The sequence below is a fragment of the Bifidobacterium simiiventris genome, from assembly GCF_019331715.1.
Taxonomy (GTDB): Bacteria; Actinomycetota; Actinomycetes; order Actinomycetales; family Bifidobacteriaceae; genus Bifidobacterium; species Bifidobacterium simiiventris.
The window spans coordinates 55148-80079 of record NZ_JAHBBG010000012.1 but is presented as its reverse complement, the minus strand read 5'-3'; the positions used below and the strand labels follow the sequence as shown (position 1 = coordinate 80079).

The window sequence follows — 24932 nt, the reverse complement described above, 5'->3', positions numbered from 1 at the left end:
ATTTGACCGGTGACCTTGTGGGGCGTATCAAAAAAGCCCCGCCGTTCAGGCAGGGCTTATTGCAAAGATCGCGACTTCTCGCTTGCGCCCTGCCTTCGTTGGCGGGGCTTCAAGCTGTATGCCGAATCAGTCCGCCAACGAAGACGGAATAATAATTCGTGCGGACAGCAGAGCGTTGCTATTGGACTCAACGGTCATTGCAGTGTATCCAGTCATCGCGGCGAACCTCCTTTCGGTATCGAACGAAACCACCGAGCTGTGTGCTCGACTGGTTCCACACGATAGGAGCGGCCGCCGCGACGAACCAGCGCATGTTCACTATGTGACCAGGTCTCACGCGGCCTTGGGCGTGAGCGCGGCGGCAGCGAGCACAGCGACGATCGCAACCACCAGCAGCGCGACGTAACCGGCCGACATCACGGCGAGCACGCCAAGGCAGCACGCGATCACCGTGCCGTACGTGTTCGCCACGTTGAGCACGGCGAGATAGCGCGCGTTGTCGCGCGGATCGGGGATCGACTCGGCGACGATATCCTGGTTGAACACGTCGTACAGACCGAACGAGAACCCGGTCAGCAGACCGTACACGAACAGTCCCACGTTGATGACCGCCGGTGCCAGCAGAATGCCCAGTACGAGCGGGAGCACGATCGCCGCCGCGTACACCGCGCACGCCACGATCACGACGACGCGCGTGTCCACGTTCTTCCCCTCGCACCACTCGCTGAGTCGCTCGGACCAAGCGGCCGCGACCGCCGCGCCGACGAACGCGCCGACCGCGATCATCATCATCGCAATGCACACCGGCAGGATCGCCGGCGTGGACGTCGCGGCCGAACGCGCATCCATCAGCCAAGCGGCGAGCACGTAGTGCCGCACGATCATCCACTGGAACACGGTCATCAGGCCGACGCCGGTCATCATGCAGATGCGGGCGAAGTACGCGCGGCGGAACGCGGCGTTCTCGTCGCCGGCCGGCAGCTTGAACATCGCGGCGAGCGCCGGACGGGAGTTGAACTTGACGGACGCGATCGACTCGCTCGAGCCTTCCTTCGGCCACACGAGCAGCGTCACGGCGGCGCACAGGATGAACGTGAGCGAGGTCAGACCGAACGGCAGCTCGCCGTCGAGCGCGAGACCGCCCGCGCCGAGCGCAACGCCGACCATCTGGCCGACCATGAGGCCGACGCCACGCCAGCGCATCGCATGTTCGCGGAACTTGTCGGGCAGTCGTTCGCCGAATGCGGCGGCGAGCGGCGCGGCGAGCATGGCGTAGGTGATCTGCAGCAGCAGCCAGAAGAACAGCAGGGCGCCGGCGGAACCGAGCGCGCCGAGCGGCAGCACGAACAGGGCGCTGAGCAGGCCTCCGGCGATGATCCATGGGGTGCGGCGGCCGATCGCGGTACGCGTGTGGTCGGAGTGGACGCCGATGACCACGTTGGCCAGCAGACCGACGATCGAGCCGAGGGCGACGATCAGAGCGAGCCATGGCAGCGGGGCGATGCCGGCGATGTGGGCGGATTCCACAGCCGCAGCACCGGTCGCGGCACGGTGGCCAAACGGGCTGCCGTACAGACGGTCGATGAGGGCCGGCAGGGCAACCACGTTGAGCATCGCCCACGGCAGGGTGCGCAGCAGCGCGGCGAGCGTAAAGGCGGCGGTGAGACGGTGGACCGCCGGCTTGCTCGGCTTGGTGCCATCGGCGGCGACCATCGGGTCGCGCATGTCGAGGAAGGCGGACGACGCGTCAGCGATCGGCGTGGGCGCGACAGCGGTTGCGACGGCGGGCGAGCCGGCGGTGGACATGCGCACGGCCTGCGTCTCGGCGTGGGCGGCGGAGTCGTCGGGCTTTTCGCGTTCGATGCGGACGGCGAGACGCGCGATGGCCTTCTTGTCTTCGGGGGTGAGCGCCTTGTCGAGGTCCGGGCGGTCGTCGATGCCGGGGCGGATGTAGATCTGGCCGGGCAGCGGCTTGGGCTGCGGCGGGGTCTGCGGTTCTTGCGGCGGTTGCGGCGTCTGGCTTGCGGATTGCGGATTGGACTGACTGTCGGTCATGGTTCGGCCACCTCTCCCTGTATCTACGTGATTCTCTCTACGCAGATATGGTAATGGTCAGCGGATACAGCATGATCGGAACCGATCGGTTCGACCTTCCCCACCGGATCGTCCGAATCCGACCAAGTATGCGAAAAAGTGGGTGTTCACCTACCACGGAAGCCGTAATTCGGCCTTTTCGCGGTAGGCAAACACCCACTTACTGGATGGATGAGAGGAAAGGAAGGATCGACGGACTACTTCACGTTCTTGATGCGCATGATGAGCCAGGCGGCGATCAGCACGATCACGATCGCGACGATGAACACCACCGAGTACGCGGCCGGCGGGGTCTGGGTCACGCCGAGCACGGACTTGACGATCACGACGATGAGCGAGGTCATCGCGGTGCCGATCACGGTGGACAGCGTGTTGGCGAGGTTCAGGATGCCCAGATCCTTGCCGGCCTCCTCCGGGTTCGGCAGTACGGACACGTTGAGCGCCTGGTCGATCGCGTTGTAGGTGCCGTAGCCGAGACCGGCGATGCCCGCGAACAGGTACATGCCCATTTCGGAGCGGAACAGCAACGGCATGAGCGCACCGAGGGCGAACAGGCAGCTGGCGAGCGCGACCGGCAGCTTGCGCATGCCGAGCTTGTCGGTAAGCGGGCCGGCGAACACGGCGGAGACCAGCGAGACGACGAGCGTGATGAGAGACATCGTGACGATGACGGACGCGGCCTTGTTCTTGGAGTCGGGGTCGCCGGCGAAGACGTAGTCCTGCGCGATGAACAGCTGGTAGGTGTTGATCATCCAGTAGCCGCCCATCATCAGGGTGCGGCCGGCGAGCGCGTAGTAGAAGTCCGGCGCGTTCTTCGGCGGACGGAAGCTGAGCAGCACGGACTTGGCGGTGACGGCCTCGCGGGCCTCGTCCTGATTCGCCTTCTCACGTGGCTAGATGATCACGACGACGATGCCGCACAGGCCGAAGATGACCAGGCCCATCATCCAGCCGGTGAAGATGCCGGCGTCGCCGTTCCTGAGCAGCTGCGCACCGACGAACGAACCGATGGTCTGTCCGGCCACGATGCCGGCACCGTAGAATCCGGCGACGGCGCCGCGGTACTGGTCGGGCACGCGATCGGACATAGTGGCGACGTACGGGGCGAGCATCATGTTGTAGCCGAGCTGGGCAAGGCTCCACAGCAGGATGATCAGGACATGCGTATGGACGAATGCGATCGCGCCGATCGACAGGCCGGTCACGATGCCGCCGGCGATGATCCACGGCGTGCGCTTGCCGAAGCGCGAGCGGGTCAGGTCGGAGAACGTGCCGAAGACGATGTTCGCCAGCAGGGCGACGAACGAGCCGATGCCGTTGATGAGGCCGAGCATCGGTTCCTTGGTGGCCGGATCGATGCCTTCGAGCACGGCCGGCAGGATGATGGAGCTCAGCGCGACCCACGGGATGGCGCAGGCGACCGCGGAGACGGTGAAGCCGACGCCGAGACGGACGACTTCTGCTTTGGTTGGACGGTGACCGTCGGCGGATACCGCCGGATCGTGCACGACTGCTGTGCTCGCCATAATTATCCCCTTTTTGATAACTACGTTGATAACTGCGTTGTTTGCGATTGTCTGGGGTTTGGTTGGGAGTCACATCACGTCGCTCGCCGTCCTCGCCGCACGGCTTATATTGTATCGAACCGGTTCGACTCGGTCAAACTCGAACAGGTTCGACACGCCGCCGCTTCTTCCCGGACACCTTCCCGCGCATTCCTACCTGTAACGCCCCTCCGCTCCCGGGCTTACGGCCGTTCCAGCCCCCGCAAACGGCCGTAAGCCCGGGGCCGGAAACCAACACACCCTCCGGGCATACACCCCGCCCGGGCTTACAGTCCACTCAGGCATACACTCCTCCCGGGCTTACGGCCGGTTTCCACGTCACAACCGGCCGTAAGCCCGGGGAACCGAACCGGAAACCACACACCTTCCCGGGCTTACGGCCATTTCCCGCACCGCAAACGGCCGTATGCCCGGGACGCAGCCCAGAATCCGCACACCCTTCCGGGCATACGGCCGGTTTACACCCCGGAACCGGCCGTAAGCCCGGGAGGAAAACGGTCAGCGCGTGGTATCGCCGATGTGCAGGCTCAGCGGGATCAGATCGGACGTAGCGCCGACCATGCCGGCAGCATCAGCCGCCCCATCGCCGCTTTCCTGCTCGATCAGACCGATCATGCGGTCGGCGACGGCCGTAGCGATCGCATCGAAATCCTGACGCACCGCAGTCAGCCGGATGCCCGCAGCACCGGCCATATACGTACCGTCGTACGCGATGATCTGCACGTCGTCCGGCACGCGAAGACCGCAACGCAACGCGGCCTGCACCGCATACGCCGCGCCCAGATCCGAACTGACGATCGCGTCCACCGCGCCTTCGCCGCGGGCACGGCCCCTCTCCCGATCACCATCGCCGGACTCGCCGGCAGCCGTGTCGTCCCGCGCGTCGTCGGTCATCGCAAACCAGTCGACCACATGCCACGCGGCCACCGCATACCCCTCGAAATCACTGACTTCACCGACCTCCACGTAGTCGCAGCGCACGCTGGCCGCGGTCAGCTCGCGCTCCAGCGTCAGGTAGTACCGGACAGTCGGGAAGGTCGTGTCCCGCACGCCGTCCCCCACGGTGTCCGCACCGCCCGCCGCGAGATCGTGGAACTGCGAGCGCGGCCCGCCAATCATCACGACGTGCTTCGCGCCGGATCGGATGAGCTGTTCGGCGATCATGCGCCCGCCCTGCTCGTGGTCCGAGCCGACCGCCGGGATGCCCGGGCCGAGGTACCGGTCGAACGCGACGACCGGTCGGCCGATCGACGTCCAGTAGTCGGACGGATGCGCGGTATGCGAGGCCATGACCAGACCGTCCATCATGTGCCTGCGCAGCATGTCGACGTATTCGGACTCGCCCTTGTCGGAGTCGGAGGTCGAGCACAGCATCGTACGCAGGCCGCGTTTGGAGAACTCACGCTGCAGCACGGACGTGAACGTGGCGAAGAACGGGTGACGGATGGTCGGCACGATCACGCCGATCATGTTCGTGCGGTCGCGGTACAGGTTGCGGGCCAGCTCGTTGGGGATGTAGTTGAGCGACTGCATCGCCTCGGTGACGCGCTCGCGCATGTCGTCGGACACGTATCCGGTGCCGTTGACCACCAGCGACACCGTGCTCAGGGACACCCCCGCCTTCTTGGCCACGTCACGCATGCCTACCACGGCACACCGCCTTTCCGCATCGAAATCTCGCGCGGTTCCCCGACCTCGGGACCGCCTCGGTACACTCCACGAATATTCTACTCGATCGAATCGAACCGGTTCGCTATCCGTGGCGCGGTCTGGCCGATATTGGCTGATAGTGCAGCACCGTCCTCGCCGCCGATGATGCACCGTGAATTCAGGCACTCAGGTACAGCCGACGACGGACGCCCGAACGGATGTCACGCCTGCGAGGCCGCGATGCAGAACCAGCCGGCGGCAACGCACAGCAGCGGCACGATGATCGTCAGCGCGCAGTACAGCGCCGCCATGCCGAACCGCTCCTTGCGGGCCAGCGACACCATCTCGTTGATAGCGGTGGAGAACGTCGAGAAACCGCCGAGGAAGCCGGTGACGAACAGCAGATACGTACCGTGGTCGACGGTCTGATACGCGTAGGCGGCCGCCGCGATGCCCGCGCAGAACGTGGCGATGACGTTGATGATGAACGTGGACAGCGGGAACGCGTTGTTCCACATGCGTTGGATGGACGTATTGAGCACGAAGCGCGTCACCGCTCCGACGCCGCCGCAAACGGCGACCAGCAGAAAAGTCGTTATCGGGGTCATCGTGCGTGAGCCTCCCCTCGCACCGGATCGGCGACCATGGCGATCTCATCGGTCACCGGGTCGGGTTCGAAGGACGGCACGAACGCGATCTCGTCCTCACCGCCCGCTCCCGCGGCCGTCTGCGCATCGCCGGCGGACGCATGTCCTTCGGCAGTCCTTACCGGGCCTACACCATCAGGCAGGTCTCCCGTCGGCTGGCCGTAGTCGCCGCCCGGCGCGCTGGATCGCGCGATATGCGAGCCGTCGCCCAATGCCATCTGCTCGTGTATCGCCCTGACCGCACGCTTGGCGGCCATGCGCAACGCCAGTTTCGTACCGATCCACGCCACGAGCAGACCGCACGCGAAACTCACGAGCGTGTAGAAGAGGAAGCCGCCGATTTGCGTGTTGTGGATCGAGGTCAGGTCCTCGATGGCCATCGCGGACAGGGTCGAGAAGCCGCCGCACATGCCCATGCCGACGCCGCGGCTGGTCAGCTCACGGGCGCGCTTGCGGATCCACGACGCCTGCGACATGTAGGCGCTGAGCGCGGCGAAGATGAAGCACGCGCACATGTTCGCGATGAACGTGGCCGGATGGAACGCGTGGAAGAAACCGCTCGGCGCGGCCGGATTCGGCAGCAGCAGGTTCAGCCCGTAGCGCATGCCGGTGCCGACGAACCCGCCGAGGAAGACGACGAGGTACAGCATGCCGTCCGCAAGCGGATTGAAACGGGCCTGCATGCGCTTCATCGGGGCGAGCGGGATCTGCGGGGGCGCGGGCTGTCCCTTGCCGAGAATCGAAACGATGGGATGGCCGGAGGACGCGTTGACGCGGGTCGACGCGAATTCCTGGGTCGTGGGGGCGGATTCGGCGGCTGCGGAGATTGCGGACGCGTCGTCCGCCGCCTCGTCCACAGCGGACTGCGAGGCGCCTTCGTCTTCTGTCATGTCGAGCGAAGGCCGCAGGCCGGAGTCGAGAAATCTTGCTTCCGGGTCGGACGTGGTGACGGCGGGAGAAATCTCTCCGCTCGCTTCGCTCGGTCGAAATGATAAGGAAGAGTTGTCTTCGTCCGGTCGATCGGACGGGGACAGATCCTCGATCTTGTCCCCCTCCTTGTCTGCGGGCATGACCGGCTTGAAAATCGGCATCTCAAGCGACGGCAGTTCCTCGTCGGTCACGGCTTCCTCTCAATCCTCAAGTACTACGAACGATGCGACCGGCCGCACCATCAACGGAGCCGGCCGGTCATATCGTCAATCAGATACGAATCAGTCAATCAGCGAGTGCACGGAGATGATGTGATCGCGCTGCGGACCGGTGCCGATCGCGGAGATGCGGCAGTTCGACAGCTCCTCGAGACGCTTGACATACGCCTGGCAGGTCGCCGGCAGGTCCTCGAACGAGTGGACGGCGGAGATGTCCTCGCTCCAGCCCGGCATCGTCTCGTAGATCGGCTTCGCGGCGGCGAACGCGGCCTGGTCGGTCGGCATGTCGTCGTACCGCTCGCCGTCCACGTCGTACGCGACGCAGATCGGGATCTCCTTGAGGCCGGTGAGCACGTCCAGCTTGGTCAGGACGATGTCGGTCAGGCCGTTGACCTGGCTCGCGTAACGGTTGACGACCGCATCGAACCAGCCGCAGCGGCGCGGACGGCCGGTCGTCACGCCGTACTCGTGGCCCTGCGCGCGCAGCCAGTCGCCGGACTCGTCGAACAGTTCGGTCGGGAACGGGCCTTCGCCCACGCGGGTCACGTACGCCTTGGAGACGCCGATCACGCGGTTGATCTTGGTTGGGCCGACGCCGGTGCCGGTGCACGCGCCGCCCGCGGTCGGGTTGGAGGACGTGACGAACGGGTACGTGCCGTGGTCCACGTCGAGCATGGTGGCCTGCGCGCCCTCGAACAGGACGGTCTTGCCCTCGTCAAGCGCCTTGTTCAGAATGAGCCCGGTGTTGGCGACGTACGGCTTCAAACGCTCGCCGAGCGCGAGCAGTTCGTCGGTGGTCTGGTCGACGTCGATGGCGCGGCGGTTGTACAGCTTGACCAGGATCTGGTTCTTCTGGTGCAGGCTGGCCTCGACCTTGTCGTGCAGGTGGTCGGCGTTGAACAGGTCGTGCACACGGATGCCGACGCGGTTGATCTTGTCGGCGTAGGCCGGGCCGATGCCGCGGCCGGTGGTGCCGATCTTGTGCTTGCCGAGGAAGCGTTCGGTGACCTTGTCGAGCACGCGGTGGTACGGCGCGATGACGTGCGCCGCCTCGGAGACGAGCAGGCGCGAGCAGTCGACGCCGCGCGACTGCAGGCCGTCGATCTCCTCGAACAGGACTTCCGGATCGACGACGACGCCGTTGCCGATCACCGGGGTCACGTTCGGGCTGATGATGCCGGACGGCAGCAGGTGCAGCGCATAGGACTCGTTGCCGACGACCACGCTGTGCCCGGCGTTGTTACCGCCATTGAAGCGCGCGACATAATCGACCTTCGTACCGATCAGATCGGTCGCCTTGCCCTTGCCTTCGTCGCCCCACTGAGCGCCGATCAACACGATTCCAGCCATAACGTACCTCCGCCACATCGCCTTATTCTGCCGACGAACAGGTTACCCTATCGTCTCTACCCGCCGTGTAAACGGCCCGCGCTGCGGACGGAGCATTGAGCCTCTCGGCGCCCCGGCCCGCCCGCGCAAGGGCATCGGGAGCCGCCCGCGTTCACCAGACCGGAATGTTGTCGCGTCCGTTACTTTCACATGGCCGTTTCGCAAGGTGTGTTCGTGCACGTGCCCGACTTCATTGGCACCGATGATGGACCGAACCGGCGTGACCCGATCGACGCGCCCCACTATATGCGCCTCGTCACAGACGACATCCGCATGGATTATCGGTAATTCTTATACGCGGTCATATGTTCGAATACCGGTCTGAACAGAAGGTGAATTACAGGGATTATCGTTAGCTCCTTCGCGCATGACAGCACCATCCGATAGTGGCCTATAAAGAAAACATATATCGATGTAAACCGACGACGAATTTCGCTTGGTATGGTGTGGAACAGCCGACGGACGAGTAGTTGGGGACCCCGCCGGCCAACCGATCAGGTGATCGGCGCAGTCGCATCATTCGTTCCGCCCATCACCCATCCCCATCAATCTCCGCCGAAAGGACCATCATGGTTTCAGCCGACACCCTCACCGATCAGGAATTCGCGAACGAGTTCGAGACATGGCACAAGGAGAAGGACGACGCGGTCAATGCGCCGCTCGGGTTCCTGTCCATCGTCAGCATCGACTGGCTCGAGGACGGCGTCGAACGCCGACTCGACAACTTCCCCGGAACCTGGCTGGCCGAAGGCAACACCGTCACCTACACGCCCGAGGACGGCAGCATCGTCAAGATCAACCTGCTCAAGCTCTCCAGTCCACGCATCTTCACGGTGCCCGGCGACGAGGACGCCAACGTGGTGAAGATCGACTTCGGCGACCTTCAGGCCGAACTCATCAAACGCGTCGGCGGTCTCAACAAGTATGCGGTGCGCGTACGCGACCCCAACTCCCCGCTGCGCCGCAACTTCCGCAGCACCCCGTACTACGCGCCAAGCCGCGCGTGGGTGGTGCCGGCGTCCTATAAGCCGTTCGACCGGTCCTACACCGAAACGGTGGGCGCATCCATGGCGAACCTGCAGCATATCGAGAAGGTGGTCGGCGAGCTCACCGTCACCATCGACGGCAAGGACTATGCGTTGAAGGTGTTCCAGGCCAACACGCACGGCCAGGGTCTGGTGATCTTCCGCGACGCCACGTCCGGCAAGGAGACCTACGGCGGCGGGCGTATCCTGCGATTCCCGATCACCGATCCCGCGAAAGTCACCGAAATCGATTTCAACCGCGCGACGCACTACTTCTGCGCGTACACGGATTTCTGCACCTGCGAGATGCCTCCGCTGGAGAACACGCTGCCCGCGGCCGTGACCGCCGGCGACAAGATTCCCTACGAGCGCCTGTAGCCGGCGCACGAACGGTATCGTCCGTACTCACGAAACGCACTTACGAAAGGCGGGATCATGCTCAAGCTTATATCACCGGACGCCGGCACCGAGCAGGCGGTGATGGAGTTCCGCAGGGAATTCATCGATCGAGGCGAGCGCATCAGCGGAGGCGTCGGACTGGAACATGCCGAGGACTACGGGCGCTGGCTCGCCGGCGACTATCCGCCGCATTACGGCAAGGTCCGGGAGCAGGTGTTTCTGGCAGTGGACGCGGCCGACAATCCGTCGGATGGCAGGCCGCATATCGTCGGCATCTCCGACATCCGTCTGGAACCGAACGATTTCATCGATCATTTCGCCGGCCGGATCGGCTATAGCGTACGCCCGTCCGACCGCGGCCGCGGATACGCGCACGAGATCCTGCGGCTCACCCTGTTCAAGGCGCGAGAACTGGGATTCCCGCGCATACTGGTCACCTGCAACCAGACGAACGTCGCCTCGGCGAAGGTGATCGAAAGGAATCACGGCGTGCTCGAAGCCGTCGTGCCGCACCCCGGATTCCCTGACGTACGCCGTTACTGGATCAATTTGGTCTGAATTGCGCGGACGGCATTGCGCCGATGGGCAATGCGATCATCTGCGTCTCCCTGCGATCGCCCTCGGCTTGGCAATGCCGACCGCATGTCGTATGCGTGCGTCCCAGCGACGCGCGGGATAATGGTGACGTGATCCGCACGGTCGGTACCGACTCGTGACGGCACCGACCGACGCCGTGTCAACCGGACCGCGTCGACCGAGGCAAGGGGGCATCATGACCGTTCCGCAACCGCCAGATCAGCAGGCGAACCGGCAGCGCGGCGACGGCGACGCATCGCAGCCGCAGTCGTTTCCGCCGAAACGCAATTCCGCACGACCACAGTCATTCACACCCGAGCGATCGCGGGAGCCGATCGAGGAGCTGTCGTTTGCGGGGGCCGCGCGGCCGTCGCGCATCCCGTACTCCACGATGGACGATTTCGACGCGGGCAACGGCGGGAATCCGAACAATCCTCGCCGTTCGAGAACGTGGCTGCGCGTGCTGGTCGGCGTGCTCGTCGCGGCGCTGCTGGTTTCGGGCGGCGGGGCGACGTGGTGGATGTGGGACACGCGTTGGCGGCCGATCGACGTGACCGTGGACAGCGGCACCGGCAGCGAGAACGTTCGCACGCATATCGGCGCGACCGTAGATGTGCTACTGGAGAACAACGGTTCTTTCGGGCATAAGCCGGGACGTCTGCTGGCGATCGACGGCTCGGTGATCGACGAGACCGGCGGCAAGCCGATCTCCGTCACGATCGGCGGTCAGGAGATTCCGGTTGGCGAACGTTCGCAGATCACGGTTCCCGAACACGCCGACATCACGGTCGCGGACGGCGCCGACGTGACCGAATCGCACACCGTGCGTCACGACACGGTCACATACGACACCGACAAGGTCAACCTGACCGGCGTCATCCAACGATTCAAGCAGGCCGGCAAGAACGGCACACGCGAGGTCTGGGTCGGCTCGAAGTCCGGCATCGAAGTCGATAAGGGTGTGATCGAGCAGCCGGTCGATCTCGTGGTCGATTCGTTCAACCCGAACCCGGCCGGACGCAAGGTGATCGCGCTGACCTTCGACGACGGGCCGAGCCAGTACAGCGACAAGGTGCTCGACGTACTCAAGGAGAAGAAGGCGAAAGCCACGTTCTTCGACCTCGGCGAGCAGGCGCTGGCATGGCCGGCCGCAGAGAAGCGCATGGTGGCCGAGGGGCATCAGGTGGCGAGCCACAGCAACACGCATCCGAACATGCCCGATTTGAGCGAGTCCGAGATGCGGACCGATATCACGGACGGGTTCGCGAATATCAAGGCCGCATCGGGTGTGAGTACGAAGGTGTTCCGCTCGCCGTACGGCGCGTTCGGGGTGAAGCAGTGGGCGGCGGCCAGCGATCTGATCAGCGTGAATGTGCTGTGGGACATCGATACCGAGGATTGGAAGCTGCCCGGCGCGGACGCGATCCACGACGCGGTGCTGAACGGCGCGCACAACGGCGCGATCGTGCTCATGCATGACGGCGGCGGCGATCGTTCGCAGACCGTCGAGGCGTTGCCGCAGATCATCGACGACCTGCGCAAGGCCGGATACGAGTTCGCCACCATCGACCAGCTCATCAAGCTCAGCGGGCGGTGAGCGCGGATATCTCCCGGGCATACGGCCGTTTCCGCACCCGAAACCGGCCGCATGCCCGGGAGCCATATCGACTTGCAAGACGCCTCCCGGGCTTACGGCCGTCTCCCGGGCAAAAACCGGCCGCATGCCCGGGAACAATGCCTACCCGGGATGTCATCCCGGTCACTTCCCGGGCATACAGCCTGTTCCACACCCCAAACCGGCCGTATGCCCGGGAGGCTACCACGACTGGGCGGGCACCCCACGCCTCGTGGCCCTGTGTGTTGTCATACTGCGTCATCTATGCAGCCAGAAACCAAGAGAACCGTTGGAATTCCAACGGTTCTCAGTGGAGCGAATGACGGGAGTCGAACCCGCCTCTACAGCTTGGGAAGCTGTCGTTCTACCGATGAACTACATTCGCATCGCCTCGCCTGCGCGAGACACAAGTGATTAGTGTAGCAGATGACTAGTACCGGATCTGTGCACCGTAATCGGTTCCGCCGCTCACGAAACCGTCCTGCTGGGCGCGCATCTCCTGGGCCATCTGCATGAGCCGCGCGATGCGCTGTTCGGTCGGCGGATGCGTGGAGAACATCTTCGACAGACCTTGTGCGGAGAACGGATTCGCGATCATCATCGCAGCCACCGACTGCGTGCCCGCGGTCTGTGGCATCGGATTCATCTGTGCGCCGGTCGAGATCTTGTTGAGCGCGGACGCAAGCGCCTCCGGATCGCCGGTCAGCACGCTACCGTCTTCGTCGGCATCGTATTCGCGCGTACGCGAGATCGCCATCTGGATCAGCGACGCGCCGATCGGCGCGAGAATCGAGCACAGCAGCACGCCGATCAGACCGAGCGCACCGCCCGAATCGCCGTCACGATCGTCGCGCGAGCCGCCGCCGAGATACATCAGCGAATAGCCGAGGTACGTGATCACCGTGGCCATCGCAGACGCGATCGCGGACGTCAGGATGTCGCGGTTGTAGACGTGCATGAGCTCGTGGCCGAGCACGCCGCGGATCTCGCGCTCGTTGAGCATCTGCAGGATGCCTTGCGTGCAGCAGACCGCCGCGTGGCGTTCGTTGCGGCCGGTGGCGAAGGCGTTCGGGCTCATGGTCGGCGCGATGTAGATGCGCGGCATCGGCTTGCCGGCCTTCGCACTCAGCTCGCGCACGATGCGGTACAGCGCGGGGGCTTCGGCTTCGGAGACCTCACGGGCGCGCATCGAGGCGATAGCGAGTTTGTCGGAGAACCAGTAGGAGCAGAACGTGGTGGCCAGACCGATAAGAATATATACGCTGAGCGTGCTGCGGCGGCCGCCGGTGGCCCACCAGATCAGCATGATCACCGCCCACATCAGGGCGAAAAGCAGTGTCGTTTTCAGGCCGTTGTAATGGCCGTGCACTCGCAATTTGCCGTTCATGATCCTCACAGTAAATTCACTATCTGGATGTTGGCTGGAGATTGCCGGATATTGCAGGGCGATTAGCCGCAAGCGTAACGGCGCTTCCGTGCGCCGCCGCGCGCTCCTGCGGACGATCCGCTGGACGGCGGCGCGCGCCGGTTCGCGCACGAATCACGCGGTCATGGCGGCGGAATGGATCGTGTCGAGCATGGAAATCAGGCCGGTCACGAGATCGTATTCGTCGGCAGCGCTGGTCATCACGGCCAGTATGTAGTCGCCGGAGCCGGAGCGCACGATGCCGGCGTCGTTGAGCGCGTAGTAGTCGCCCTCGCCGTTGATCCAGCCGGCCTTGGTGTAGACGGAGTACTGGCCGCCGAGCGCCATGCTGATCGTGGAGTTAAGCGTGCCGGAGAACTCGCCTGCCAGCCATTGGCGTGCGGCGGAGTCGAGGTCGGCCGCGGTCTGGGTGGTGTTGTCGGTCGCACTGTTCGCAGCCGTCGCACCATTGCCCGTGCCGCCGGTCGTGTCATCGGCCGCCGCATCGTCCGAACCGAACAGGTACCCATATCCCGCAGCCCACATCCGAGCAAGATCGGCCGCAGCCATATTCAGATACGCGCCCTGCGTCACATCCACGCCAACGTTCGCAGCCGCCGACCATCGCGCGAACGCATCCGAACCGTACGTGTCGTGCAGTTCCTTGTACGCGTCGTTGTCGGACACGGTGATCGCCTGGTCGATCAGGTATTGCGTCGTCGCGTCGGCGTCGGTTTCGGCCGCATACACCGCATTGAGGTCGATCGTTCCCGTCTCGGCCAGAGACAGCACATACGGCCCCTTGATCGCGGACGCGGAATACCTCTCCGTGCCCGAGTACGAGGCGAGCGTCTTGCCGGACGCCACGTCGACCATCACGAACGAGACGCCATATCCATATGACGCGAACGTATTCAGCTCATTCTCCAGCTGCACCTGCGTTTCCGGATCGAGCGTGAACCCAGCCGTGGAGATCTGCGCGGCGCCGTCGATCTGGCCGATGCCCGCCAACACGGTTTCGGTCGGCGTGGGCTCACTGTGCGCGGATACGGACGATTCGGTGGAATCGACCGTCCCCTGCTGCCGGGCTTCGTCGGTCGCGGAAGCAACGGCTTCGGATTCGTCCGCCGCGTCGTGCCAAACATACCGCACGCTGCCATATGCGGCGACCGATACCGCAAGCGTCGCGCAGACGACGCCGACGAGCCGGCGACGGTACACGGGAGATTGCGCAAGATTGGACGCCCACGTATGCATCGCGCGACGGAACCGGCCGGGACGATCGCCCCGGCCACGCGGCGCGGTCGGACGCTGAAAACGATTGCGATTCGGCATGGCACTTCCCGGAACATCTGGTACAGGTTGGTTGCGGTGCCCAATATACGCGGCCACCATGCCGCGTTTGCTGGAAGCGGTCTGGGAAGTCGGTGAATGCACGGATCGCGGCGCACCGTGACGCGCCGGCGATCCGTACGCCCGCCCTCCTCGTCCGCTTGGCCCGAAAAACCACGGAGGACGGCCCCGCAGAGCGCAGGGACCGTCCTCCGTCGTCGTTCATCCGTCATGCACGGCCGTGACCGGCCGCACGATCAGGCGTGCGCGAGTTCGCGCATCTGATCCGGGTCGATGACCTTCTTGTGCTCGCGTCCTTCCTTCGCGCCTTCCGCGCGCTCGAACGCGTCGACCTTCTTCCAGCCGGCGAAGTCGATCGGCTTGATGCCGCGGCTTTCCAGCAGTCGGTCGATCGACTCGGGATCACGGTCGGCGGCCACGCGGCCGCCTTCCGCGGCCTTGGCGAGATCCTCGAGCATGTTGGTCACGATCATCAGCGCGTCGGACTTGGTCGAGCCGATCAGGCCGACTGGACCGCGCTTGGCCCAACCGGTCGCGTACAGGCGCTCGCGCACCTCGCCGCCGTCCGCGGCGGTGGTGATGCGGCCGTCGCCGTTCGCGTTGGCCAGGTGCGCGCCCTTCTCGTCGTACACGATGCCGGGCGCTTCGGCCGGCTTGTAGCCGATCGCGTGGTACACGGCCTCGACCGGGTAGTCGGTGAACTCGCCGGTGCGGTGCATCTTGCCGTCGGCGCCGGTTTCGGTGCGCTCGACACGGATCGCGGTCACCTTGCCGTCCTCGCCGAGCACCTCGGTCGGGGCAGAGTTGAAGTGGATGTAGTACTTGCGGTCGGCCGGGTTGCCCTCGAAGTCGACGTCGCCGTCGTCCTCCATGTCCTCGGCCATCTCGCGGATCGCGAACAGCTCCTCGACCATCTGGCGGGTGAGCTTGTCCTTGCCGGCGACCTCGATGGTGTCGTCGTCCAGCTCGAAGTCGTCCTCGTTGATGATGAGCTGCACGCCGGGCAGCTTCTCCATCTCGCGCAGCTCCTGCACGCTGAACTTCGCCTGCGCGACGCCGCGGCGGATGAACAGGTGGAGGGTTTTCGCCTTGTTGCGCTGGATGCCCTCGTACACGTTGTCCGGAATGTCGGTCTTGGCCTTGAGGTCGTCCGCGTTGCGCATGAGCTCGCGGGCCACGTCCATCGCGACGTTGCCGCCGCCGATCACGGCCACGTTCTCGGCCGTCAGCGGCCATTCGCGAGCGCCGGTCGGGTAGCCGTCGTACCACTCGACGAACTTGGCCGCACCGTACACGCCGTCGAGGTCCGCGCCCGGCAGACCGAGCGGCTTGTCCTTAACCGCGCCGGTGGCGAACAGGACCGCGTCATAGCGTTCCAGCAGCTCGTCGAGCGTCACGTCCTTGCCGAACTCCACGTCGCAGTAGAGGTGGATGTCGGGGTTGTCGAGCGTCTTCTCAAGCGCGTCGGCAATGAACTTGATGGACGGGTGGTCGGGAGCCACGCCGTAGCGGACCAGGCCGAACGGCACGGGCAGCTTCTCGAACAGGTCGATGCGGGCCTTGGTGCCAAGGCCGAGTTCCTCGCCCAGCTTCTTGAGCTGGCGCAGGAAGATGTCGGAGGAGTAGACGCCGGCCGGGCCAGCGCCGATCACAGCAATACGAAGTTCGGTATTCACAGTTTCAGTCACGCGTCCCAGCCTATCGCAAGCCGCCGAATCGCGGAAGAGGCGATTTAGTCTACACTTTTCCTTGCAATGGAAATCGGGGACGCTTTTTGGCCACGGCACGATACCTGCTATGCTGCATCGACCACTGCGGAAATCCCGGATTGATCACCGACAATATCGACAGCATATCCGTGAGTCGTCTTTCTGGCTCCACGCGTAAAAGATTCTCACCGTGCGCCGCACGGTTGCGAAGAGTCCGAATACGCTTGAGTTTAAGACTCAAGTGCCGACGAGCTAGGTCGTCAGCCGACATTCCAGGAAAAGCCTCACATAATCCTTCAGCCCACAATAGTTGCGGAACTGACGTGGTTTCCCGCACGGAGATGTTCGACCCGAGCAGAATATCCCAAGTCCCAAAAGTCAATTGAGCTAAAACATCATCCCGCGTTGGCCGCACACCAAAACGAGGATGGTCTTTCGGCCGTTGGTGAGCCTCTGTCTTGGCATGGACACGGGCATCGCGAATGCCTTTGCCCAGCACCGAATAGATCTCGTCCGGCGTGGAGTTATCTTCGATTCCGATCCAATCGGGCATGTTGTATCGGTTCCGAGACAAGTGCCGCAGCTGCCGATCCATCGCATTCCTCACGGCCATTTCCACATCGGAACTATGTTTGAGCACTACACTGATGAACTCTTGATTCCACCGGTACAGGGAAACAGCGTCGTCAAGTTTCCCTTCCGCCGCATCCAGATAAGGCTGAAGTCGCGGTCTGCTTAATAGTAATTCAGCTGTCGGCATTTCCTCAGGCGAATGATCGGTGCTATCCTGGAACGGCAGCTTCGGCGTTAGGCTGGAGCGCTCTACGTCGGCGGCCTCCTCGGAGGCCGCTTGTTTTTCATCGAACATGCTTGTTGGAACTTTCCTTGTTCAGCTTCCCTGACAGCTGAAGTAAAGACATCACAGCCTCTCCAATATCAGCATAAGAGGCCCCTTGAGCAACAACTAACCGGATTTCCCCCGCCGGAATCTTCGCAACAGTTAACTGTGTCTGTTCCTCCGCCATTCCGTTAAAACCAACCAAGGACTCCAATACCGGAGCATCTTGTCCGACCGTCATTTCTGTTAATCCATTAACGTCTGTATCCAATATCGCACCCGCATCGGTTTTTATCGATTCTTCTTCATCCGGAAGTATGCAGATCTCAGTATTTTTGATTCGTTCCAGCTTGCCAGTTGCTTCTAGGCTTTTCAGAAATACACGGCTGAATTCTTTCGTCTTCCCCGCATCGAAACGATGACATCGAGCCACCTCTTCTTCTAAAGCCGCTATCTCGATCACGTGGTTCTTTTCCAAACGCCTGTATAGCTCATCAAATGGCACATAACTCCTGAAGGCCGTAAATATATCCTGAGGCAACGCCTGCTCAGCAAGACGTTGGCCAAGCGCTGTAACACGGTTCAACTGGCCTTCCCGAATGCTCAGTCCATATTTGTTCAGCGCGTATACTTTCCCTTTAAAAGAACCACTTGTGGACTTTTGCTTGAGTATTCGAGCTATCTTTGCATTGTTGATGGTTCCATCAATATAGTCATGCTTACACTCACTCATTATCTGACGATTAATCTGAAGAGCTGTGCCAAGCGGTATAGACGGATAAGCCAGACGACCATCTGTCTTAGCGGCACCTGCATAATCCGTTATTTGAGGCATGGGATTTCCTCCGTCTGATCTTCACTGACATATCGAATGGGCACAATAATACACTCAAAGGCGGAAAAATCCGTCCAAAGGGATCGTAAGAGCCCACACCCGGGCTATTTCCTCCAAAAATCAGTCCCGGTCCAGGAGGGCGGTGAGGGCCCAGAGGATGGAGACGACGTCGATGACTTCTTGGAGGAAAGCGCCGACGACGACCGGGATGAGGTTGAAGGCGGCGGCGAGCATGCCGATGAGGGCAAGACCCAGACCAAGGAGCACGGCTTGGAGCATGACGCGCTTGGTACGGCGGGCAATGGCGATGGCTTGCGGCACGGCGGCGAGACGATCGTTCATGATGACGACCTGCGCGGATTGGGAGGCGGCGGTGGACGTGCCATCAGTCATGGCCACGCCGATGTCTGCGACGGCGAGGACGGGCGCGTCGTTCACGCCGTCGCCCACCATCATCGTGATCGGACGCGCGGCCCGGCCACGTTGCGTCCGGCCGGAACCGTCATGCTCGGACTTCCTGTTCCCACCATGAGACAGGCCCGCGTCGTTCATATCATTCCGAACGCTCTGGGCACGTTCCGCAGCTCCGCCCGCATCCCGCACTGCCGCAACCTTGTCCTCCGGGAACAGTTCGGCGTGCACCTCGTCGATGCCGACTTCGCGGGCGATGATCTCAGCGGAAGCCCGCTTGTCACCGGTCAGCATAATGAGCCGGCTCACGCCCAGCGAATGCAGACGCGCCAACGCCTCACGGGCGTTCGCACGCGGCACGTCACGCAGCACGATACGCGCGATCAGCTGCCCGTCAATCGACACATACGACGCCATCTCATCCGGGGCCAGCATGCCGAACCTCGTACGAATCGCCACGTCGTCGCGCGACGAATCACCGACGACCGTCGTCTCGTGCTCGATCGCCTGCCTCCGGGACGCCACAACACGATCATCCGCCGCAACCGGCTGGAATCCGTCGTCTCGGGCGTTCGCGAACGACAGTCGGCCGACTCGCACCGCGTGCCCGTTCACCAATCCGGATACGCCGCGCCCAGCGTCCTCCCGAACCTCCTTCACGACCGGCAAATCCCGCCCATGGCCGAACGCGTCCGCCCCGGGGTCCGGGCAGTCCCGCTGCCCGTCCGCAAACCGCGCCCGCAACCGCCTCATCGCCGCCTCGCCGGCCGCCGCGATGCCACGCGAGAGAATGTGTACCGAATATCCTTCCACCACGCCGGCCATCATGAGCACGTGATCCTCGTCCAACCGCGTCTCGAGTCCCGGCAACATCTCCACACGCACGACCTGCGGCTGCTTGACCGTGAGCGTGCCGGTTTTGTCGAAGAACACCTGCGTGACCTGCCCGAGCCGTTCGAGCACATCCTGAGTCTTGATGAGCACACCGGCCGCCGCGAGCCGCCCGGTTCCGGCAATGTACGCGACCGGCGCGGCGATGAGCAGCGGGCACGGCGTGGCCAGCACCAGCACCTGCGCGAACCGGGTCGGCACGCCTGACACCGCCCACGCAACGCCCGCGATCACCAGCGACAGCACCGTGAACGGGACGGCCAGCCGGTCGGCGGTCCGCACGACGGCCGGACGGGATTCCTGCGCGGAGGATACGAGAGACAGGATGCGCTGGTACTGTGAATCGGCGGCCACCGCAGTAACGCGCATGGTGATCGCGGTCGCACCGTTGACCGCTCCCGACATGACGCGCGCACCCGCGAACACCTCGCGCGGCACCGGCTCGCCGTTGATGGCGCTCAAGTCGAGCGTAGCCGACACGGACATGAGTTCGCCGTCGACCGGCACGGTTTCACCCGGCAGGACCACAAGAACGTCGCCTACGCGCACCTGATCGACCGGCACGGTGCGCAGATGCCGCGCGACCGAGGCATCGGAATCCCCCGACGACTCGTTCACTCGCCGGAATCCGTCATCGGACACGACCGGCCGCATTCCGTCCCCGTCACCAGCCGCTGTCCCGTCGCCGCGTCCCACGCCCGGCAGCGCGACCACATGCGCGGTCTGCGGCGCGGCCTGCATCAGCGCGGTCAGGCTGTGTTCGGCCTTCGCCTGCGCGTATTCCTCGATCGCTTCGCCGGACGCGATCATCAGCATGACCGCCCAGCTCGCCCAATACTCGCGCACCGCCACGGTGGACAGGATCGCCACGACCGCAAGTAGATCCACTCCGACCTGACCGTGCCGGATATCGTCGATCATGCCGCGCACGGTGTCGAACACAACGATCAATACCAGCGCGATGATCAACCACTGTCCCACGCCGGGATCGCCCAGTACAGACAGCCGGACAAACGACAGCCCAACCGGCCGCCACTCGCCCAGCAACGCCAACGGAATCGCCGCCACGATCACAATCGGTAGCATCGGCACCATTCGACAGATGCGCAGCACAGCTTGGAAGAATCTGGGAAAAACACTGATGAGTGCACTCATCACACGCTCCTTACGCTCGCATACGGAGTCGATCGCGGCGGCGACGCGGGTATGCAGACGCGTGACCGGCCTCGATCGGCAGTTCGGTCACGCCTTGTTAACCCACCGGCGACGTTGCCCGCTCCACTGCGGAGCCCGGCGCGATCATCCGATACACGGCGTAAAAATGACATCTTCAGTTATCGCTTCTCATCATGCCGGAGCCCCGCGACTTCACCGGCACCCGACTCCGTCGGCATCCGCCCGAGCCCGTCATCCAAAACGACCGTAAGTCAACACGATCGCCACACTCCTGTTGACTTACGACCGTCCGCACACGCAAAAAAGACCGTAACTCAACATCAGCATCGTGATCATGTTGACTTACGGCCGCCTCCCATACGAAAAACGGCCGTAAGTCAACAGAACCATCACGTTACTGTTGACTTACGGCCGTTCAGACGGGCCGGATCGATTGATTCAGGCTAGGTCACGCCCACACCGATCGATCTGACACAGGCCGATCACCACAGGCCGAACGGATCGGAGAACCCGCCGTCGTCGCCCGTGCCGCCGTCATTGTTGCCATTCGAGTTGCCGTCGGATCCGTTGCCGTATCCGTTGGAACCGTTGCCATACCCATTGGATCCATCGGATCCGCCGGAGTTGCCGTTGGAGTTGCCGTTGGACGAACCGTTCGACGAGCTGGAGCCATTGACCGAGGACTCCTCCTGATCAAGCGTCACGTCGACGTCCATGGTCTTGCCGTCGCGCACGATGGTGAGCGTCACCTTGTCGCCGAGCGCCGAGGCGCGCACGAAACCGAGCAGCGCATAGTGGCTGTTGACCGCGTTGCCGTTGAACGCCACGATCGTGTCACCGGCCTTGAGTCCCGCCTTGTCGGCCGGGCCGCCGGAGACGACCGCGGAGCCGCCGCTGGACGGCTGCGTGATCTTCGCGCCGGAACGAGTCACGCCGTCCGCGGTCACGGTGTCGGTGGTCACGGTGATGCCGAGCGCGACGTGCGTGACGGAACCGTCCTTGATGATCTCATCGGCGACTCGCTTGACGAGATTCGCCGGGATCGCGAAGCCGATGCCGATCGAGCCGGCCGATTCGGACGAGGTGGCGGTGGACGCGATGGACGAGTTGATGCCGATCACCTGGCCGGCGCCGTTGAACGTCGGGCCGCCCGAGTTGCCCGGGTTGATGGCCGCGTCGATCTGCACGGCGTTGGTGACGATCTGATTGTTGTTGTCGTCGGTCACGGTCACCGGGCGGTTGAGCGCGGAGACGATGCCGGTGGTGGCGGTGTCGTCGTAGCCGAGCGGGTTGCCGATGGCCATCACGGCCTCGCCGACCGCAAGCTTGTCGGAATCGGCGAATTCAACGGCCTTGAGGTCGCTCGGCGGATTGTCGAGCTTGATGACCGCAAGATCGGTGGTGGTGTCGGTGCCGACGACCTTCGCGCTGTACATGTTACCGTTGGCCAGCGTGACGGCGATGGACTGCGCGCCGGAGATCACGTGGTTGTTGGTGACGATGTGGCCCTCGGTGTCGAGGATTGCGCCGGAGCCCTTGGCAGTGCCGTTCGACAGCGTGGTCGTGATGGAAACGACGGAGTCGGACACGCTCGACGCCACGGACGACCAGTCGACGGCCTCGCCGCTCTTGGTGGTGGCCGAACCGGAGCCGGACTTGTTGGAGTTGACGTTGGCCAGCGAGCTGGAGTTCGGGATGGTGACCCAGCCGTTGGTCAGACCGTAATAGCCGACGCCGAGGCACAGCGCAGCGGAGACGAGCGCAGCGACGACCGCGATGACCACGCCGCTGGCGGTCTTGGAACCGGTCTTGGCGGCAGGGGCGCCGGGCTGACCGGGCTGGCCGTTGGCCGGGCCGAACGGATTGCCGTACGGCGGGAACGGCGGCTGCTGGCCGTTGGCCGGCTGCTGGCCCGCGTTCGGGGCCGCGTTGGTCTGGTTGGTCTGGTTCTGACCGGCGAGGAACGGGTTGCCGAACGGATTGCGGCCGGCGTTCTGCTGGTTGGATTCGGTCTGGCCGTTGGTCGGGTTCTGCCCGAACGGATTGCCGAACAGACCGCCGAACGGCTGGTTCTGCTGCGGCTGGCCGGACGGCTGCTGCGCGTTCTGACCGACGGGCTGAGCGCCGCCCTGTCCGGGTTGCACGGTCGGGGTCGGACCGTACGCACCGTATTCCGGTGCCGGACGGTACTGCTGGGTCGGCTGCTCATTCGACGGCTGATCGCCGGCCGGCTGCGACGTCGGCGCGGACGAGACGACCGTGCTTTCGCCGGCCGCCGCCGCGTAGTTCGGCGTATCGTCGGACGACGCGGACGCGGTCGGGGCCGTCGGCGCGGATTCGGATGTCGTGGACGGCACGTGCGAGAACGTGCCGGTCAGCGGTTCGATCGGCGTCGTCTCGCTCAGCGACGCGGGCGTCGCGTCGGGGGTCGTCGGCAGCGTGACGGTCGGCTGTCCGCCGGCATCGCCCGCCGCGGAAGTCTGGATCGGGGCGGTCTGGCCGTCGTTCACCGGCGCGGCCTGCTGCGCGTCCCCTTGCGCAGGCTGGCTGCCGGTCTGGGCACGCCAGTCGTTGTTGTTCTCTTCAGCCATTGCTGCTCCTTAAACGTTGTTTGCCGGGCGCGCGCGTATCATGTCGCGCCTCCCGGTGAACTGCTACCTAAGAGTAAAGATACTTGCTCTGGAAGTTTCCTGAATGTTCGTTGGAAGAAACGCAACAGTTTGCTTCCGGCTTCGTGAAGGAGACTCCGGCAGCTTGGAATACCGACGAAATCAGCCATTCCGCACGTCCGTTATGGGCTTCGCCTAGAGTGAATCACATGACGAATCTTGCGGACACGAATCAGACGAACCTTGTGGATCATCCGCGCGGCGCGCAGCCCGGCAAACCCGGCGACCGCAGCGCATTCAGCTTCGAGACGATCACCCGACTGCCCGATGCGGCGAACGGCAAGGGCCGCGGCGGCGCGCGATACGGCCGCACCGGCATCCTGCACACGCCGCACGGCGACATCCACACGCCCGCGTTCGTGCCGGTCGCCACGCAGGCCGCGATGAAGGCCGTGCTGCCGGAAACGATGAAGGCGGAGGGCGCGCAGTGCATGCTGTCGAACGCCTTCCACCTGTACGAGCGGCCCGGCGAGGACGTGCTTGACGCCGCCGGCGGTCTTGCGAAGTTCATGAACTGGGACGGCCCGACGTTCACCGATTCGGGCGGTTTCCAGGTACTTTCGCTCGGCGCGGGATTCAAGAAGACGCTGGCGATGGACGTGACCGGCATGAAGTCGGACGACGTGATCGCGGACGGCAAGGAACGGCTCGCATTCGTGGACGAGGATGGCGTGACGTTCAAGTCGCCGCTCAACGGTTCGCTGCACCGGTTCAGCGCGGAGATCTCGATGGGCATCCAGCACAAGATCGGCGCGGATATCATGTTCGCGTTCGACGAGCTGACCACGTTGATGAACACGCGCTCGTATCAGGAACGGTCCGTGGAACGCACGTACCGCTGGGCGCAGCGGTGCGTCGCGGAACATCAGCGACTGACCGAGGCACGGCTCGGCAAACCGTATCAGGCGTTGTACGGCGTGGTGCAGGGCGCGAACTACGAGGATCTGCGCCGGCATGCGGCCGAGCAGATCGCCTCGCTGGACTTCGACGGCGTAGGCATCGGCGGCGCGATCGAGAAGCGGATCATCGGCGAGACCTGCGCGTGGATCTGCGATGCGATGCCGGAAAGCCGGCCGCGTCACGTGCTCGGCATCGCGGCGGTGGACGACATCTTCGCGTGCGTGGAGAACGGCGGCGACACGTTCGACTGCGTGGCGCCGGCGCGCTGCGGTCGCAACGGCGCGATCTTCACGCGCGACGGGCGGTACAACGTTAAGCGCGCCGAGTTCAAGTCCGATTTCGGACCGCTTGAGGAGGGCTGCGACTGCTACACCTGCACGCACTACTCGCGCTCGTACGTCGATCATCTGCTGCGCGCCCGCGAGTTCAACGGGTTCACGCTGGCGACGATCCACAACGAGCACTTCTTCATCAAGCTGCTCGACGACATCCGCGCTTCGATCGACGGCGGCTACTTCGACGAGTTCCGCGACGCCACGCTCGCACGGTTCTACGCGAACGGATCACGCGGCTGATCATCCCGCACAGGTCGCGCCGGTCATGTCCGTACGGATACAGCACGACTCGGCAACGGCGA

General features: G+C 63.9%; 16 protein-coding genes, 1 tRNA gene and 1 pseudogene. 4 read left to right on the top strand and 14 right to left on the bottom strand.

The genetic code is table 11. The features are described 5' to 3' along the window. Positions 1–333: 333 nt before the first annotated feature. The 6 genes and pseudogenes from KIH76_RS09865 to KIH76_RS09840 all read right to left on the bottom strand — a co-directional run bounded on the left by KIH76_RS09865 (position 334) and on the right by KIH76_RS09840 (position 8454). Positions 334–2055, bottom strand: a complete 1722-nt coding sequence (locus KIH76_RS09865; RefSeq protein WP_214372707.1) for an MFS transporter — start codon at positions 2053–2055, stop codon at positions 334–336. A gap of 236 nt (positions 2056–2291) precedes the next feature. Beyond that, a pseudogene (locus KIH76_RS09860) lies at positions 2292–3602 on the bottom strand (MFS transporter); the annotation flags it as partial. Positions 3603–4157: 555 nt separating this feature from the next. Further along, a complete protein-coding gene (locus KIH76_RS09855) occupies positions 4158–5309 on the bottom strand; it encodes a LacI family DNA-binding transcriptional regulator (RefSeq protein WP_214372709.1) in 1152 nt (383 codons plus the stop codon). Between the two features lie 221 nt (positions 5310–5530). Further along, entirely contained in the window at positions 5531–5917 is a 387-nt protein-coding gene (locus KIH76_RS09850) for a fluoride efflux transporter FluC (RefSeq protein WP_214372711.1), read from the bottom strand. Next, positions 5914–7077: a fluoride efflux transporter FluC gene (locus tag KIH76_RS09845; protein WP_420829273.1), complete on the bottom strand. Its 1164-nt coding sequence runs from the start codon at positions 7075–7077 to the stop codon at positions 5914–5916. The genes KIH76_RS09850 and KIH76_RS09845 overlap by 4 nt, the downstream gene beginning before the upstream one ends. Positions 7078–7167: 90 nt before the next feature. Next, on the bottom strand, positions 7168–8454 hold the full coding sequence (locus KIH76_RS09840; protein ID WP_214372712.1) for an adenylosuccinate synthase: 1287 nt from the start codon (positions 8452–8454) through the stop codon (positions 7168–7170). 608 nt (positions 8455–9062) lie between these two features. Here KIH76_RS09840 and KIH76_RS09835 point away from each other — a divergent pair. The 3 genes from KIH76_RS09835 (at position 9063) to KIH76_RS09825 (ending at position 12090) form a co-directional block, all read left to right on the top strand. Continuing rightward, positions 9063–9896 (top strand): DUF1684 domain-containing protein, encoded by an 834-nt coding sequence (locus KIH76_RS09835; RefSeq protein WP_214372713.1) that lies wholly within the window; start codon positions 9063–9065, stop codon positions 9894–9896. 57 nt (positions 9897–9953) lie between these two features. Next, entirely contained in the window at positions 9954–10475 is a 522-nt protein-coding gene (locus tag KIH76_RS09830; protein WP_214372714.1) for a GNAT family N-acetyltransferase, read from the top strand. A gap of 214 nt (positions 10476–10689) precedes the next feature. After that, on the top strand, positions 10690–12090 hold the full coding sequence (locus KIH76_RS09825) for a polysaccharide deacetylase family protein (RefSeq protein WP_236036966.1): 1401 nt from the start codon (positions 10690–10692) through the stop codon (positions 12088–12090). A 329-nt stretch (positions 12091–12419) separates the two neighbouring features. Here KIH76_RS09825 and KIH76_RS09820 read toward each other — a convergent pair. The 8 genes from KIH76_RS09820 to KIH76_RS09785 all read right to left on the bottom strand — a co-directional run bounded on the left by KIH76_RS09820 (position 12420) and on the right by KIH76_RS09785 (position 23317). Continuing rightward, positions 12420–12493, bottom strand: a tRNA-Gly gene (locus tag KIH76_RS09820). A 45-nt stretch (positions 12494–12538) separates the two neighbouring features. Then, a complete protein-coding gene (htpX, locus tag KIH76_RS09815) occupies positions 12539–13495 on the bottom strand; it encodes a zinc metalloprotease HtpX (RefSeq protein ID WP_219070522.1) in 957 nt (318 codons plus the stop codon). A gap of 153 nt (positions 13496–13648) precedes the next feature. Beyond that, on the bottom strand, positions 13649–14848 hold the full coding sequence (locus KIH76_RS09810; RefSeq protein WP_214372716.1) for a serine hydrolase: 1200 nt from the start codon (positions 14846–14848) through the stop codon (positions 13649–13651). 254 nt (positions 14849–15102) lie between these two features. After that, on the bottom strand, positions 15103–16554 hold the full coding sequence (locus KIH76_RS09805; RefSeq protein WP_214372717.1) for an FAD-dependent oxidoreductase: 1452 nt from the start codon (positions 16552–16554) through the stop codon (positions 15103–15105). A 49-nt stretch (positions 16555–16603) separates the two neighbouring features. After that, a complete protein-coding gene (locus tag KIH76_RS09800) occupies positions 16604–17443 on the bottom strand; it encodes an Abi family protein (RefSeq protein WP_214372719.1) in 840 nt (279 codons plus the stop codon). After that, entirely contained in the window at positions 17433–18248 is an 816-nt protein-coding gene (locus KIH76_RS09795) for a hypothetical protein (protein ID WP_214372721.1), read from the bottom strand. Before KIH76_RS09795 ends, KIH76_RS09800 begins: the two co-directional genes overlap by 11 nt. Before the next feature lie 120 nt (positions 18249–18368). Further along, complete coding sequence (locus KIH76_RS09790) at positions 18369–20705, bottom strand: heavy metal translocating P-type ATPase (protein WP_214372723.1); 2337 nt, start codon at positions 20703–20705, stop codon at positions 18369–18371. Between the two features lie 503 nt (positions 20706–21208). Further along, positions 21209–23317: a S1C family serine protease gene (locus tag KIH76_RS09785; protein WP_214372725.1), complete on the bottom strand. Its 2109-nt coding sequence runs from the start codon at positions 23315–23317 to the stop codon at positions 21209–21211. Positions 23318–23544: 227 nt separating this feature from the next. Here KIH76_RS09785 and tgt point away from each other — a divergent pair, with 227 nt between their 5' ends. Continuing rightward, entirely contained in the window at positions 23545–24870 is a 1326-nt protein-coding gene (gene tgt, locus KIH76_RS09780) for a tRNA guanosine(34) transglycosylase Tgt (RefSeq protein ID WP_219070521.1), read from the top strand. Positions 24871–24932: the final 62 nt, after the last annotated feature.